The 15,486-nt window shown below is 30.0% G+C and carries 22 protein-coding genes and 1 pseudogene; all 23 read right to left on the bottom strand.

The window, feature by feature from the left end; genetic code table 11:
• Positions 1 to 102: 102 nt before the first annotated feature.
• Positions 103 to 669, bottom strand: a complete 567-nt coding sequence (locus ABDZ93_RS11435; protein ID WP_343826497.1) for a GNAT family N-acetyltransferase — start codon at positions 667 to 669, stop codon at positions 103 to 105.
• A 178-nt stretch (positions 670 to 847) separates the two neighbouring features.
• Positions 848 to 1,210 carry a divalent cation tolerance protein CutA gene (gene cutA, locus ABDZ93_RS11430; protein WP_425544775.1) on the bottom strand — a complete coding sequence of 121 codons (363 nt, stop codon included), beginning with the start codon at positions 1,208 to 1,210 and terminating at the stop codon, positions 848 to 850.
• Positions 1,211 to 1,345: 135 nt separating this feature from the next.
• Positions 1,346 to 2,278, bottom strand: a complete 933-nt coding sequence (locus tag ABDZ93_RS11425) for a phosphotransferase (RefSeq protein WP_343826495.1) — start codon at positions 2,276 to 2,278, stop codon at positions 1,346 to 1,348.
• 84 nt (positions 2,279 to 2,362) lie between these two features.
• A pseudogene (locus ABDZ93_RS11420) lies at positions 2,363 to 2,485 on the bottom strand (DUF6262 family protein); the annotation flags it as partial.
• The gene (locus tag ABDZ93_RS11415) at positions 2,478 to 2,621 is read right to left on the bottom strand and encodes a hypothetical protein (RefSeq protein ID WP_343826494.1); all 144 of its coding nucleotides are present in this window, start codon (positions 2,619 to 2,621) and stop codon (positions 2,478 to 2,480) included. The gene ABDZ93_RS11415 and the pseudogene ABDZ93_RS11420, both read right to left, overlap by 8 nt.
• Before the next feature lie 120 nt (positions 2,622 to 2,741).
• Positions 2,742 to 3,239: a GNAT family N-acetyltransferase gene (locus ABDZ93_RS11410; protein WP_343826492.1), complete on the bottom strand. Its 498-nt coding sequence runs from the start codon at positions 3,237 to 3,239 to the stop codon at positions 2,742 to 2,744.
• A gap of 51 nt (positions 3,240 to 3,290) precedes the next feature.
• Positions 3,291 to 3,653 (bottom strand): divalent cation tolerance protein CutA, encoded by a 363-nt coding sequence (gene cutA, locus ABDZ93_RS11405; RefSeq protein WP_425544774.1) that lies wholly within the window; start codon positions 3,651 to 3,653, stop codon positions 3,291 to 3,293.
• A 182-nt stretch (positions 3,654 to 3,835) separates the two neighbouring features.
• The gene (locus ABDZ93_RS11400) at positions 3,836 to 4,792 is read right to left on the bottom strand and encodes a serine hydrolase domain-containing protein (protein WP_343826490.1); all 957 of its coding nucleotides are present in this window, start codon (positions 4,790 to 4,792) and stop codon (positions 3,836 to 3,838) included.
• A 75-nt stretch (positions 4,793 to 4,867) separates the two neighbouring features.
• On the bottom strand, positions 4,868 to 5,386 hold the full coding sequence (locus tag ABDZ93_RS11395; protein ID WP_343826488.1) for a GNAT family N-acetyltransferase: 519 nt from the start codon (positions 5,384 to 5,386) through the stop codon (positions 4,868 to 4,870).
• A 33-nt stretch (positions 5,387 to 5,419) separates the two neighbouring features.
• Entirely contained in the window at positions 5,420 to 6,217 is a 798-nt protein-coding gene (locus ABDZ93_RS11390) for a class I SAM-dependent methyltransferase (RefSeq protein ID WP_343826486.1), read from the bottom strand.
• Positions 6,218 to 6,417: 200 nt separating this feature from the next.
• Positions 6,418 to 7,299, bottom strand: coding sequence for an aminoglycoside 6-adenylyltransferase (locus ABDZ93_RS11385; RefSeq protein WP_343826485.1), 882 nt, complete (start codon positions 7,297 to 7,299; stop codon positions 6,418 to 6,420).
• Positions 7,300 to 7,316: 17 nt separating this feature from the next.
• Positions 7,317 to 7,886, bottom strand: a complete 570-nt coding sequence (locus ABDZ93_RS11380) for a GNAT family N-acetyltransferase (protein WP_343826483.1) — start codon at positions 7,884 to 7,886, stop codon at positions 7,317 to 7,319.
• 152 nt (positions 7,887 to 8,038) lie between these two features.
• Complete coding sequence (locus ABDZ93_RS11375; RefSeq protein WP_343826481.1) at positions 8,039 to 8,779, bottom strand: GNAT family N-acetyltransferase; 741 nt, start codon at positions 8,777 to 8,779, stop codon at positions 8,039 to 8,041.
• 2 nt (positions 8,780 to 8,781) lie between these two features.
• On the bottom strand, positions 8,782 to 9,543 hold the full coding sequence (locus tag ABDZ93_RS11370; protein WP_343826479.1) for a class I SAM-dependent methyltransferase: 762 nt from the start codon (positions 9,541 to 9,543) through the stop codon (positions 8,782 to 8,784).
• 61 nt (positions 9,544 to 9,604) lie between these two features.
• On the bottom strand, positions 9,605 to 10,198 hold the full coding sequence (locus ABDZ93_RS11365) for a GNAT family N-acetyltransferase (protein ID WP_343826477.1): 594 nt from the start codon (positions 10,196 to 10,198) through the stop codon (positions 9,605 to 9,607).
• Between the two features lie 85 nt (positions 10,199 to 10,283).
• Positions 10,284 to 10,757, bottom strand: coding sequence for a GNAT family N-acetyltransferase (locus ABDZ93_RS11360; protein ID WP_343826475.1), 474 nt, complete (start codon positions 10,755 to 10,757; stop codon positions 10,284 to 10,286).
• A 37-nt stretch (positions 10,758 to 10,794) separates the two neighbouring features.
• Entirely contained in the window at positions 10,795 to 11,217 is a 423-nt protein-coding gene (locus ABDZ93_RS11355) for a GNAT family N-acetyltransferase (protein WP_343826472.1), read from the bottom strand.
• A gap of 41 nt (positions 11,218 to 11,258) precedes the next feature.
• Positions 11,259 to 11,756 carry a GNAT family N-acetyltransferase gene (locus ABDZ93_RS11350; protein ID WP_343826470.1) on the bottom strand — a complete coding sequence of 166 codons (498 nt, stop codon included), beginning with the start codon at positions 11,754 to 11,756 and terminating at the stop codon, positions 11,259 to 11,261.
• 104 nt (positions 11,757 to 11,860) lie between these two features.
• The gene (locus tag ABDZ93_RS11345; RefSeq protein ID WP_343826468.1) at positions 11,861 to 12,430 is read right to left on the bottom strand and encodes a GNAT family N-acetyltransferase; all 570 of its coding nucleotides are present in this window, start codon (positions 12,428 to 12,430) and stop codon (positions 11,861 to 11,863) included.
• 57 nt (positions 12,431 to 12,487) lie between these two features.
• Positions 12,488 to 13,081 (bottom strand): GNAT family N-acetyltransferase, encoded by a 594-nt coding sequence (locus tag ABDZ93_RS11340; protein WP_343826466.1) that lies wholly within the window; start codon positions 13,079 to 13,081, stop codon positions 12,488 to 12,490.
• A gap of 192 nt (positions 13,082 to 13,273) precedes the next feature.
• Positions 13,274 to 13,957, bottom strand: coding sequence for a 5'-methylthioadenosine/adenosylhomocysteine nucleosidase (locus ABDZ93_RS11335; protein ID WP_343826465.1), 684 nt, complete (start codon positions 13,955 to 13,957; stop codon positions 13,274 to 13,276).
• Between the two features lie 46 nt (positions 13,958 to 14,003).
• The gene (locus tag ABDZ93_RS11330) at positions 14,004 to 14,837 is read right to left on the bottom strand and encodes a DUF2785 domain-containing protein (protein WP_343826463.1); all 834 of its coding nucleotides are present in this window, start codon (positions 14,835 to 14,837) and stop codon (positions 14,004 to 14,006) included.
• A 48-nt stretch (positions 14,838 to 14,885) separates the two neighbouring features.
• Entirely contained in the window at positions 14,886 to 15,437 is a 552-nt protein-coding gene (locus ABDZ93_RS11325; RefSeq protein ID WP_343826462.1) for a GNAT family N-acetyltransferase, read from the bottom strand.
• Between the last annotated feature and the right edge of the window lie 49 nt (positions 15,438 to 15,486).

The following is a 15,486-nucleotide window of genomic DNA, read 5'->3' as shown; positions in this document are numbered from 1 at the left end:
CATAATTATTATTAGTTGTCATTCAATATAAAGGAAGTTTCATGAAACTTTCTTACTTTTTTTCGGTGTTATTTTATTCTTATAATTTATTAAATAAAAGCATTACGAATTACTATTATATAATTTGTAATAATTAAATTTGCACATTTCACCACAATATTGAGCCATCTTAGTACCAACATTTTGAAAACCAAGCTTTTTAACTACAGCGTTAGAAGACATATTCCCTGGCTTAACAATAGCAACTAATTCTTTCAACTCAGTATTTTTAAAAACCCACTTAATTAATGTTTTAGCTGCCTCAGTGCCGTAACCTTTACCTTGATAGTTATCTGAAACACTATATGAAATCTCAACTTCATTGTCTATTTCAGCTTTTGCATGAACTCCCACAAAGCCAATACATTTATGCTCATACTTATGCTCAATTGCTAACATTATAAATGGTTCAATAATATCAAACCGTTTATTTATCCATTGTATCCAATCGAGTGCCTCTGTATCATCATGCATAACCATATCAGCCATCCAATAGGACACTTTTGGCTGCTGACTATAATAGGCTGCATCCTTTGCATCAGATGGTAAAAAAGGTCTAATAATTAGATTATCTGTTTCAATGTTAATATTTATCATTTTAAAATCTTCTTTCTTTATTGTAATATTCATGGTTTTTAATAAAAATAGAGATATTCCCATATCAAAGATTCTTCAGTCTTGGATGTTTCTTTTATTAACTCTATTTTTTATCTTAATATTTAAAACAATATTCCTTTAAATATCTCTTTATTCACTTTTGCATATAGTAAATTATCATAATAATTATCTCCAAATTTCATGACCTTTTTTATTCAAATAATTCATTTATAATTGGAATAATATTAATTAGTGGCTCTTCATACGGATGAATTTTTTTAATAACCTTAATAGCATTCCTAACATATTCTTTTTTACATCTTATCTCAATCTTACATTCCTGACTCTCACATACCTTGTCTATCTCGCCATTAAAAGGATTTGACCCTTCTAACGGTCTCCAATGTCCTCTGACATTTGTTATAGAGATAACATTATCATAGTTTCCAATCTTGCAAGCATTCACTTTATTAAGTTCATCTCTTAATTCTATTACATATTCTTCTGGAACATATATTTCTATTTTTACTTCTTTAAATTCCATAATTACTGAATTATTATACACTTCACTCATATATTATCTTTAGTGATGGAGCATATCGCAAGTACCAACCCCTCACTAAAACTCACTTCCTTTCTTTTTATACTATTTTATGTGTATACCATATTAATAACTTTGTTGATGGTTCGTCATATGAGATTAATGTGACTAAAGATTAACTGTCAGTTCACTATATATTTCTTCATAGACTCTATTCAATAACTCAATTTCATTTTGAACTACTTTTACAATTTTATCTTTAAATTTCATTCCTTTTTCAGCCATAAAATCTACACAAAAAGCAAGAGTATATAATCTCAATATTTCTCTTTCTATTTCAGAAGCCTTCATTTCTTCCATTAGGAACTCAATATATTCTGTATCATAGCCTAAACTAATGAGTGCCATATTTGTCAATGCAACATAATACATTTTATCTCCAAAGCAAATCCAATCAAAATCAATTACTCCTGACAATTTCCCTTCATTTATTAACACATTTTTTGAACTTAGGTCATCTAAAAATGGTATGGGTTTTATAGCAGAAAGATACTTATCATACTTGTCTAATAATTTTTCAACTTTTTCTACTTTCTTATAATCAAATATTTTATTTTCTTTAATTCCATTTCTAGACCTATCAAGATGCTTTATAATAACATCCTTCCAACACTTTTTATAGTTTTCATCATCATATGAAGTTAGATATCCATATCCACGATTTCGAGGAAGTGTAGCAACAACATTTTGTATATTTACTATCTCTCTTGCAATGCCTTTTTTCTCCTCAGTGGATAAATTACCATATACATTTCCTAAATCATCTCCATCTATATGGTTCAAAATTAAATATGAAAGTGTATCATACCTTCCTTTATAAATAACTTTAGGCACTGGAATTTCTAAGCCCTTCAATTTATCCAGCCAATAAATCGTATCTTTATAAGCACTTTCATCAGAATTTATTCTTATCACGAAATTATTCTCACCAAAGCAAATTCTATAAACATAATTCCCATAACCTATTTCAAATCGCTTAATTTCATTCGGGTATTTATTGAAATTGATAAAACAAATTTCATCTATTATTGAATTATTCATCTGTATTTCTACTCCTATCCTTGTATTGTTTACCTTTTTTATTCCCTATTCTACAAATTCGCATATCTTACGATTGCGACTTACTTAATACTTTTTATTTTCTTCTTCAAGTTTCTTAATCTTTTTATCTTTCGCCATTATCATAATGTCCTTAGACTTAGAAGTCTTATCATATTTAAGCCTTTGATTCATTTCTCTACTAATCTGCAGTTGGATTATCAATGCTATTTACATATATCTCACCAGGATTTTCACCATATATAACAGAAAATACAGATAACTCATCCTCTGATTTAACTAAATGGACTATTTTCTTAAATTCTTTACTGATTAACTTAATCACTTAATCTCTCCTGCCATTACTTTCAACATTCCATTTATAAATACATAATTAGCCTTGATATATCTTAACATAATTAATTCAAGTTTCTTAAAATTCCATCCATACTTTATACATCTAAATTCATTCTTGATTTATTTTTGCATATAGAAAATTATCATAATAGTTACTTTCAAACTTCATAACCTTTTTTAATAATCCTTCTTTTATAAAATTATTCTTTATAGCAACTCTTTCACTCGCTCTGTTTTGTGGATCCATACGGATTTCGAGTCTTATTAACTTTAAATCATTAAAAGCAATGTTTTCTAACTTCTTTACAACTTCTGTTGCAATACCCCTATTAAAAAAATTTCTATCTATAAAATAACCTATTTCTCCAATGTGAGGACTGTCTTGAAATACTTTTATGTTGCATCCACCTATCACAGCATCCTCATAGATGATTGAATAATTGTATTCAAGATTATTTGCTCTTTTACACTCTCTTCTCTTAATCCATTCTCTCTCTAATTCAATACTTTCAGGAATGGCTGCATAATAAAATTCAAACTTTCCTTCGGTAAGTATTCTAAAGAAGTCCTCAGCATCTTCTATTACTGGATAACGCAAATTAATCATGAAATTCCTCTCCCTACAACCTTTGTCCATCTAATCTAAATTATTTATTTTTTATTCAAATAATTCATTTATAATTGGAATAATATTAATTAGTGGCTCTTCATACGGATGAATTTTTTTAATAACCTTAATAGCATTCCTAACATGTTCTTTTTTACATGTTATCTCTACCTTACATTCCTGACCCTCACATACCTTGTCTATTTCGCCATTAAAAGGATTTGACCCTTCTAACGGTCTCCAATATCCCCTGACATTTGTTATAGAGATAGCATTATCATAGTTTCCAATCTTGCAAGCATTCACTTTATTAAGTTCATCTCTTAATTCTATTACATATTCTTCTGGAACATATATTTCGATTTTTACTTCTTTAAATTCCATAATTATTGAACTATTATACACTTCACTCATATAAATTTTCCTCTCAAACTTTAAGTTTTCATAGTATTCTCATTATTACATTTACTCTTGTATGCTGTTCATATTTATACCTAACTACTACGGTAACTGATTTACAATCATTTACAAAATTTAACAAAATCTTTTGAAAGTAATTTCGTTAATGTCTCAATAGAATATCCTTCACTAAGATATTAAACAATATACTTTTCCATAGCTATCTGTGGTAAAAAGAAATCCTCTCCAAAAGCTTCTCCTGTGAATACTACTACTAAATCTAATTCTGGAACTACAAACGTATACTGGCCTCCAAATCCATTAGCATGAAATCCTCCAAAATTATTTTTCCACCATAGGTATCCATATCCGGCTCCAAAATTGGTGACTTCATTTAAATTATTAGGGGTATCTATATGCTTAACAGTTGAAGCCTTAGTCCACTGTTCATTAATGATTTCTTTTCCTTTCCACATCCCATTTTTTAGATACATATAACCCACTTTAGCCATATCTAGTGGTGCTATTTCTATACTTCCTAATATACCATTGTCTTCCTTTTCCCATAAAATATCTGATATATCTAAAGGATCAAATAATATTCTTTTACTAAAAGAAAGCACGTCCTCTCCAGTAACCTTTTCTAATATAAACTGAAGTATATGAACTACTCCACTACAATAATTAAACTTATTTCCTGGAATATACTCTAAAGGTCTACTAAAAAAATACTTCACAGGATCATCACTTTCCCACATTTCATCATAGTTTTCATTATCATGCCACTTCAATCCTGTTGACATAGTTAAAAGATTTTCTATAGTCATCTTCTCTATATCTCTATTTTCCTTATTAATCATTATTTCTGGAAAATAGTCTAATACCTTTTGATTAATATCTTTGATTAAACCTTGCTCAATTGCCTTTCCAATTAGTATGGATGTTATACTCTTAGAGCAAGAGTATATGGGATGTTTATCTTCATTGCTATATTTATTAAAACCTATATTCTTCACTAAATTACCGTTTTTTATAATTACTAAACCATGTATAGGTTGGTCTTCTGTTTCAATAAGATTTATAAATTCATTAATCTTACCTTCATCCATTCCTTCTTTTTCTAAGGTAGATAAATTCCAATTATGATTTTTCATTTTTCCATACCTCTTCCCTAAATATTAATTTATTTCTACAAAATAACTTGATATTAAAATGAATTACTTTATATCTTAAAGCTCTATCCAATACCTTAAAACTTCTTTATCTGAATCCTTTGAAATTATAGTATTCTCTAACTTTCCACCATTGTGCTCAATTATATTTTTAGAACCAACGTTATCAAAGTCACAGGTTATTAAAACTTTTTTAAATCCTAAAGTTCTTGCCTTTTCCAATATTAAGTTTAATATTAACTTTCCATACCCTTTTCTTCTGTATTTAGGTGATATATCATACCCAATATGTCCCCCTTCTTCATAGTTTGTTTCATTAAGCTCATATCTTAATCTCACGGTTCCTAAAATATCGTTATTTTCATTTAAAAGCCACCATTCTGATGAAGCCACACGTCCTAGCTGTAGATTAATTCCCCTAGCCCTCTCTTTAAGATAATCTACATATCTTTGAAAATCAAAATTCACCCTAGAATACCTTCTGTTAATCAAATCTTCCTCGTTGTCATTATAGTCATTAAACATTTCAATAAATTTCTCTTCAAGCCAAAGTTCTGGCTGTACTAATTCACTCATCATTTACACCTCAATCCACAATTAACTTAATACTTACTTCTCTGCTACAAACAAAAGATGATTACTTGCACCTAAAAATTCAGGCTTTTCACAGCAATAGTAATGATAATTAAGCCACTGCTTATAACTCTCATCATCCATATTGTTTATCTTATCTGCTAAAAGTTCACTTAATCCATCTGCAGCAACCTCTGAAGTAATTTTTAAGTTTGAATCTCTTATCAGCTTTCTGCACTGGTCTACTGTGTGGAAAACAAAAGGAAAATCTACAACTTTGAAGGTATCATGATTATAGTTATCTTCCTCTAAAAACCCCTCATCATAGAGCATGGTTTCCGTAGTAATCACCATGTCATTGGATATAAAGGCAAATAACATCTTTCCATCATCCTTACACACTCTTTTTACTTCTGCTATGCACTTTATTCTATCTTCAATACTGCTTAAGTGATATAAAGGACCAAAGCATAGCACTATGTCATATTCCTTGTCTTTAATCCAAGATATATCTAGAGCATTACCTTGAAATACTTCAATTGACATGTTACCTTTAACCTTTTCTTTAATTTGCATAACATGTTTTTCAACTAACTCAATAGCTGTTACCTGAAATCCCTTGCTTGCAAAATATAGGCTATACTCTCCTGTTCCAGCTCCTAAATCAAGTATTTTCATACCTGGCTTAAGATGTTTTTCAATCTGTCTTACTGTTGTTAAAAACTCCACTTGAGTTGCCTTTGTAGACAATCTTGATCCTTCATTAAAAATATTATAAAGAGCCGAAACTCTATCTGCTTCCTGTTCTATCTTTGAAATATCCTCTATCCTCATATCTTACGCCACCTTACCTAAATTTGGGATCTGACTCCTCTTTGTCCTAACTTTCTATAATTCTAGTTCCATTACCTCATTCTTAATTGAAAAGCCTTTACCTTCATAGAAATTAATAGACTTTTCACTTGACCAAATAAATAATAATTCAAAAATACACTGCATTATTTACTAAAAACAATGTTCAATATACAGTTTAATTAGTATATTTCTTTAGAATTCCTCGGCAATTCCTTGATATGCTTTATAAACGCAAAGCTTCTTTTAGCTTCATCATAATTATATTCATATCCAAATATTTTACCTACTTCAGGCGCAATCTCTTCAAACAATTGGCATGTTGTAATCAGCGCATTCCAAGAAAAATCATAATCACTCATATTAAAGGTACTCATTAGCCTTGTCCATACATCTAAATCTAAATATTCTTTTAAATGTTTATTTGCTTTTCCTATACTTACCTTAAATTCTGTTTGAATACCAACCTTCCAAGATAGCATGGTTAATAATTCTTGTCGCACATAACTATTCATTACCTCTATTGTAAAAAGAATTTCTTCCCTCCAAAGTCCCTTTGCACAGTATGGTGCTACCCACCAAAAATTATTACATCGACTAAAATATTGTCCATATGTAGGTCTTTTAACCCAATAATCTTCATCAGAGGATGCTTGAATCTGTGGTAAACAGTTGTCTTTATCAAGTAATGGAACAGTTAACTTATCCCTTCCGTATTCCTTTATTAGCATCTCCATAGGCTGAATATGCAAGTCAATTCTATTCCCATCTGTAAACTGCATTAAATATGTGTAACCATTTTTAAAATCAACATCTCTTCCTTGCATTTTATCAAGCTTATCAGGTTCTTGAAAAATAATTGGCTCTCCGAAAACACTTATCCAATCCTCATCTCTAATAAAAGATTCTGTTTTAGTAACTACATAAACAATGTCATAGTCCTGAAAAATATCTTTTTTCACATTAGGATTTACCCGAGAACCATTCATATAAACAGCTCTAATTCGGCTATCTCTATTTGCAACACTCAATATTAAATCAAACATTTCCTTTTCAGTTCTCATCATAATACTCCTTTTTATCACTTACATATATTTAAATACATTTCTTTTGTTAATCCAAAATATATTTCATCGTAATATCTACCATTGGTATAAATATTTTGTTTCAAAACTCCTTCCTGTTCACATCCAAGCTTTTTATGCATTTTAATAGATCCTTCATTTCCTTCTAAAACACTTACAGAATACTTATTTAATCTTCTTTCCATAAATCCATATTTTAAAAGTAATTTCACAGCACTTGTACCATACCCTTTACCTCTATGGTCTCTGTCAATCTTAAGTCCAATCCCAAAAGTTCCATTCTTATCATCATCTAGTAATATATTTATTCTACCAACATGTATTCCATCTAATGTATCAATAGCAAATGCTATTCTACAATTATTAGTAGATAAATTTGCAATTCTCTCAGAGTATTTTTTTGAATTTAAAGCTGTTGGTGGAAGGTCAACCTCATAGTCTGCTAATCTTCCTGCCGAAGTATCGAAATTAGTATAATAATCCCACTCCCAATCATCTTCGCTCCATGCTCTTAGTCTTACTAAATCATTTTGCCAATAATAATTATCATATATTATTTCTCTCATAAAACTCTCCTCATCTATTTTTTTACACTATAAAAATTACTTTGAGTATTACTAAAATTCATATCTATAATAATCAACTTGAAAATCAATCTGAAAACCACATTTTTTATATAAATTAAAAGCTGTTGGATTTTCTGAATCCACATCAAGGACTACTTTATCAGATTTTTTAGACCCTCATTTAACGCAAATCCAACCAGCTGTTTTCCAAATTCTTTTCCTCGATATGGTGTTGCAACGGCCACTCCATAAAGAAAAGCGTGTCCCTCTTCATAATTAAAATCAAAAACTCCTACTGGAACTTCTTCTTTGTAAGATATATATCCTTTTCTGTTTTGGGAATAAATTACTGTGTCAATAAAATTACTGCTGTCCTCTAAGTCTAGAAAAGCCTCTCGTGTAATTTTTGCAAATATTTCTTTGTTTTCATTATTAACCTGAAAAAATTTCAAATTAGGATATTCTATCCAAGTTTTAGAACCACTATAAGACATTCTGTATTCTGAATGCTCTAACTTTGCATACTTAAAGCTTTTCAAAACCTCAACACCGCTTCTGCTTTTTGATTCTACAACCAATAAAACTTTATTTATTCCTTTCAATAATAAAATTTCTTTAGCACACTGAAACAATTTTTCAAAATATCCTCTTCCTCTATACTCTGGATGTGTAACTGCTAATATTTCTCCTTCATAAGAAGTGGGAATAAAAGTAGTTAAAAAAGCAACCAGCACATCATTCTCATATCCCATGTAAAAACACTGCACTGTTTTATCAAAGTTAATTTCATTTGATAGAAAAGCATGATTTTCTAAAGCATCTTCCTTATTAGTATCAAACTTAAATCTAAATAAAAATTGTATATTACCTTTATAATAAGAAATAAAAGCCAATGTTAGAACCCACAATAAAAAATCATTTCACCATTTTCTTCAGAAATTGCAATATCCTTATCTGGATCCCAAAGTGCACCGCTTTCTCTTACTATCTTTAAACCAGCTTCTCTTATCAAACCTCTAATTTCTCTGGGATAATAATAGGTAAGTTCTTCATTTGCTTCTGCCTGTCTAATCAAAACCGTCCCATCGTATTCTTCCAATTTGATGTAATCAAGTTCCTTTTGATTAAGTAAATCATATCTTGCTGTAAAATAGTCCTTAATTATTGTTCCTTTTGATGTTTTAAAATCAAATATTTCTTCTTTACCATTTGATTCACACATAAAGGAAGTCTCTGGTATTGAACAATCAATAATGATAACTCCATTTACATTCAAGTGTCTTGCGCTATTTTTTAAGATATTCAACACATCATTCGAAGAAATGAAATGATTGATAAAATTACAGGTTAGAAGAATAACATCAAATCGCTTAAGCAAAGAATATGTTCTAGCATCTCCTTGTACAATAGAAAGATTTTCTTTCGGATACTCCTTTTCTTCTAAAACTCGAATCATATCTGCGGAATATTCTAAAGCAGTTACTTGATATCCAGCCTTTGCCAATGGAATTGAAATCCTTCCAGTCCCAGCTCCTAGTTCTAAGACTGTTTTCCCATAATCCTTCAATAACCTTGGATAAACTTTTATATCTATATTATTAGCATGTAGTAAATCATAGAATTCTGCAAAGAATCCTGCATACTCTGTTTCGTTCATTTAAATTCCTCCATATTGAGCAATCAATTATATACTGTGGATATTTATTTAATATCATCACTTATAATCTATAATCTTTCTTTAATATAGCTAATATAACATCATCCACAAATTCGCCTTTCATAACGGTTCTTTCTCTAAAAATACCCTCTTGAATAAAGTTAGCTTTTTTTAAAGCTTTTATAGAGGCATCATTACCAAGGGTTACAGTAGCTTCTATCCTATGAAAGTTCATAACATCAAATCCGAATTTCACCAAAACCTTTATAGCTTCAGTTGCATATCCTTTATTCCATTCATCACGATTAAATCCATATCCAATTTCACTTCTTATTGAATCATCATCAAAGCTCCCTAAGTTACAATATCCGATGATTTTATTATCATTCTTTCTTGCCATACCCCACGTAATCTCTTCTTTATTTTCAAATTCCTTTTTGTAACAATTTATTATTGATAGTGCATCATCTTTAGTATTAATTGGTGTAAACCAATCATATTTAGCAACTTCAGGATCACTATAAATCTTAAATACTTCTTCTACATCCTCTGAATTTACTTCTCTAAATATTAATCTTTCAGATTCAAGTTCTGGAAATATACCAAAGCAAGATTTGTTAATTTTCATTTCATGCATCTTACTATAATTTGCCACTTAATATCACTCCTATTTATTTTGAAATTAGAAAAGTTAAGGCTATATTATACTTTTCACATTACTTCTAGTTAATAATCTAATCTCATAATCTACATGTCTTTACATAATTAACAAGTGTCATTCTTTCATTTACCGGTATTAGATCACCAACTTTTTCATATCCCAATTTTTCGTATAGGTGGCAGTTGCCCTTTTCCTGAAATATTGTAGCCAAAATCCATTTCCGTGCATTAGGATAATAACTTTCTATTTGTTTCAATGCTTCTTGTGCAATTCCCCTATTTTGGTATTCTGGAAGAACACATAAAGCAGAAATCTTATATGTCATTTCCGCTAATTCTGTTACTCTAACCCAGCCAACATTAATGTCGTTCAGTTTAAAAATATAAGCTGTAGTATTGGCTCTATCAATCTTTTCTTTAATCAGCACAATGTTTTCCATTGCAGGATTTACATCATAATCATGATATTTGTATAGTAATGGTTCAAATGATTTCTTCTGTATATCATGAACAATATCTGCAATGTCGCTTGAAATCTGCATTACCTTTAGCATTTTACTCCTCCCATTATAGTGAACCTATTTTAATATCTTAATCCTCTGTATACATGGTTTTCCATGGATACTTAGAGTAAGCAGTTTTATGCTTTTTAAAATCAAGTTTTTTATAAAACTCCTCATTTCCGAAAGTAGCAGTAAGATGAATAGGCATATATTCTTCTCCTTTAAGAAGGGTACTAATTAAATTTTTCCCTACCCCTCTTTTCTGATATTCAGGCAATACACCTACATCAAATATTGAACCATAGCATATGCCATCTGATAGCATTCTACAAGCACCTATTAAATTTCCATCCTCCCATGCTGTTACAACTTTATAACTCCTTTCAAATCCGGATTGAATTTTATGATATTCATTATTCTCTATAAACCGTTTTAATAATCCAACTCTTTTATAGAGTTCAAAAAGTTTATCCCATTCAATATTTTCTAATCCAATTTTATATAATATCATTCATTCTTACTCCTTATAAAAATTATAATAATTTCATATCCTCAAGACTTGTACCATTCATATTTTGTCAATTCTAAATAGGTATCGTCTTCTTCAAGGTACGTTGGTCTTTCTCTGCTTACAAAGCCTAGCTTTTCATATAATGTCCATGCCTTTCTATTTGCAGACTGTGGTTCAACATAAACACGATTTACTTTTCCCTCTGTAAAAGCTTTATCAATAGCAAAACCTAATGCTTTTGTCGCAATTCCCTTTCCCTGTGCATTTGGAGATAATTTAATATCCATTGATGCTAAGTCATGATTGGCATCAACATCATAGAAAGTTTCTCCACAATACCCTATACCTTCAGCATATATAGAGTAATGACATCTTTGTGGCTTTTTAATTGTTACTTTAAACCATTCCTTTATTTGAGCTAATGTAATACCAAGCCCATCTGGAAAACCCACAAAAAACATAACCTCTCCATTATTCCAAAGATTCATTATATTTTCTAAATCTCTTTCTGTTGTTTCTCTAATTGTAATTTCCCCCATATACATAAATCCACCCCATTGTCTCTAATACTATTATATCTTTCTATCAGCTATTGTTTTCTTCTCAATACATTAAGAGTACGCATTGAAAAATAAACAAAATGCTATAATTCATCTTTTTTATAAATGTTATCAAATTCCTCACAAGTCATTCCATAAAGAACTTCATCATAATAATTTCCATTCGTAAAAACAGCTCTTCTAATTCTTCCTTCGTTCTGAAATTCTAAACTTTCATGAAGCTTAATTGACCTCTCATTAAATGAATAAATATATACCGTCACTTTTTGATATCTTAATTCTCTAAAATAATACTTTAAAACAATTTTTATAGCATCCTTTGCATATCCATTACCCCATTGTTCTCTGATAATACCTAATCCATATTTAAAGGTGCCAACCTTCTTATTGCAATCAAATGTATTAATACAACCAATTGTACTTCCTTCTTTATTCTCAATAATCCACATAAATTCATCATTGCTTGGCTCTCTTTTAGACATAGCTTCAACTCTTGCAATCATAGAATCATAAGAAATTGGAAAATGAATTTCATCGCAAAACCTGTCTGACTCATTGTCATAATCCGATGACCATTTGAAAAATGTACCTGCATCATTTACTTCTACTGCTCTAAGTCTTATTTTCTCACCACTCCAAAAATTGTATTTCAATATAATCCCTCCTTTTTTGTAATAGTACTTATTTTATGTAGTATCAAACTAAAGAAACTACTTTTTAGGGAAAAGTGAATCATACTCTTTTGCTCTTTCTGGATTTACATCATATAATGGCGATTCATGATATGTTCCTGTAATACCATCCAAGTCACCATAGATAAGTTCCATAGCCATAAATGAAGGGTAGTTGTCACCATTACATGTGGTAATGTTAAATTCTTTTGCCTCTTTGAATCCAAACCGCGGGTAATAAGATTGATGCCCGAAAAAAATTACTGCACCGTAGCCCAATCTAGCAGCAACTTTGAGCGAATGACGCATGAGAGCGCTACCTACACCTTGTTTTTGGAACTCAGGCAAAACGCTTAAAGGCCCAAAATTAAGAACATCGTGACGTGTCCCATCAGGTAAAAGTACATATGCCTTACTGTACATAACATTTCCTACCAATCGCCCATCAACCTCTGCCACTAAATCAAGTTCTGGTACAAATTCAGGGGCTTTACGTAATGTATTAGCCAGATAGTGCTCATCACATCCAACTCCTATTTTTGCAATACGTTCTGTTCTCCAAAATGCCTCTCGAGTGATAAGTTCAACTTCCCTCCAGTCATCTTCTTTTTCAAGTCTTAAAGCTATATCCAAATTAACACACCCTTTCACTTTCCATACACATAATATAAATAATCGTTACTTCATTCTTTAATACAATTTTTATATTTTCTTTCTCAATTTTTCTTAATATCAATTGAAATCTTCCTATTATAAAATGTAAATATAATTACATAATCACGTTTAGACTTATAATTCACTAAAAAACTCTGTAATATAGCTTATTTAAAGTGACCCTAATATTTTCTTTACAATATCAATAGAATTATTTGATGCTGATATACTGTTATTTTCAAATACTTCTATACCACATTCTTCTTCCGTATCTGTTATGGACCTTATTGCTATGAAAGGAATATCATTTGCATAACATACATGAGCAATACTTGCTGTTTCCATATCTACACAAAGTGGATTGTATTTAGAAATTATTTCAGTACGCCCACTATCACTTATAAAGGCTTCTCCAGTAACAATCTTCCCGAAAAATACTTTTTGAGTAACCTTATTTTTATTTATAACTGCTCTACATAGCTCAATTAATCTATTATCTGCTTTAAAATATATACTTTTCATCCATGGATGGTATTCTGTTAATATACCTTGGTCCACATCATGATATGCTACTTCTGTTGAAATAACAGTATCTCCAATACTTAATATATTATCTATTCCTCCTGCTACACCAGTTACAATAACATGAGTAATATTAAATTTATCTATTAATATCTGAGTTGCAATTGCTGCATTAACTTTACAGACCCCACAATATAATGCAACAACATCTATGTTTTCATATATACCACTATAGAATGTTACCATTGCTACAGTTTCTACTTTTTTATTAGAAATCTCCTTAATGAAGGGTATAATCTCATTTTCTGTTGGTCCAATAATTCCAATTTTCATTAGCTTTGCCCCCTAAGTGTATTAGAATTAATATATTTATGGGTTATTAATACTTCTTGAATCTACTTATTTCATTCAATATTTCTCTAGCTGTATTTGCAAATTTCTCATATTTAGGTATATCAATTAATCTAAAGTACAAGCTTTTCAAGAACATATTTACATTAAATGCAATGACCGAATCTTCTGGATACTTTCCTACTTTTTCTATTTTATTAAAACTTTTTATCCATTCTTCAATTTCTTCTATTGGTATTATTTCTCTTTCCAATATAGATTTAACAGCTGTTATCATACGTTCATCTTCAAAATGAATGTATCCATAGTAATTTATATTTAACTTTTTATAAAATGCATCTAGTATGTTTTTTAATCTCTCATATCCAATTTCTTCACACTTAGCAAATTCATCAAGAGCATCAGCACCATGAGCAGCTCCATGAGCCCAGCCTTTAATTTCTACATATCCTCTAACATCCTTATCTTCATTATAAAATTTCAAAAGAGTATCAAAGGCCTTTTCCATATCACTTTTAGATAAGAACTTATCACTTCTATGTCTATAGATGCATGCTGCAACTATTTCACTTGAAAAGGTTCTACCGAAAACCGAATCATCAATATTACCTAACCCCTTAAGAATATGATTTTCATCTAAAGCTATCCACAATAGCTCATTAACCTGCTTTTCTGATAGCTGATTTTCATATATCCAAGTAAATAGATTGGAAAGTATAAGCTCATCACGTAATTCACTATCAATATCACCTATGTTATCCATCATTTTCAAGGATAACTCATATGGATTAACCCCTTCTGGTACTTTATATTCATTTTCCTGTATACTCTTTAACAATTGTTTTAATTCTTGTTTTTCCAACTTATATTTCTCCCCTTTAACCTTTTATTAAATCCCCGTAATACGTCTTTAATCTATATATAAATCCATAAGAATTTCATCATCATAAATTCCATCTATGTTAAAGAAGTTTCTATGAACTCCCACTTTTTCAAATCCAAGCTTCTCATAAAGATGTTGAGCTTTTCTATTGCTAGCTTTAACACCTAAACTTATAGTTTTTATAGTTTCATGATTCTTAGCAAAGTCTATTAATACTTTCATAACTGTAGTGCCAATTCCCATGCTCCAGTATTCCTTTTTTACTGAAATAGCTAATTCACTATTATGGGCTATTCTTTTCCTATTGGGAGCACTAACTTGAGAAACACTAACTATTTGATTATCTATAATACCTAGGAGCATAAGAGCATTATTATTTATATTTACATTGTTAATATGCTCTCTTTCCTGCTCCATGGTAAGTCTAAACTCATTTTTACCGAAAAGAAGATTGTCACTTTCTCCACCAACTATATTTAGGTATTCAATCATTGCTTCTGCATCCTCTTCCTTTGGTCTTCTTAATAATAGTTCCTTACCACTTTTTAGTTTTATGATTTTTAACATGTCTTCTTTCATATTTAACCACTACCTTTTATTCGAAATTACATATATTACTTTCTATATA

The organism is Clostridium subterminale (genome assembly GCF_039521425.1).
Taxonomy (GTDB): domain Bacteria; phylum Bacillota; class Clostridia; order Clostridiales; family Clostridiaceae; genus Clostridium_J; species Clostridium_J subterminale.
Note: the sequence above shows the minus strand (reverse complement) of the source record. Positions and strands in the feature narration are given on the sequence as shown.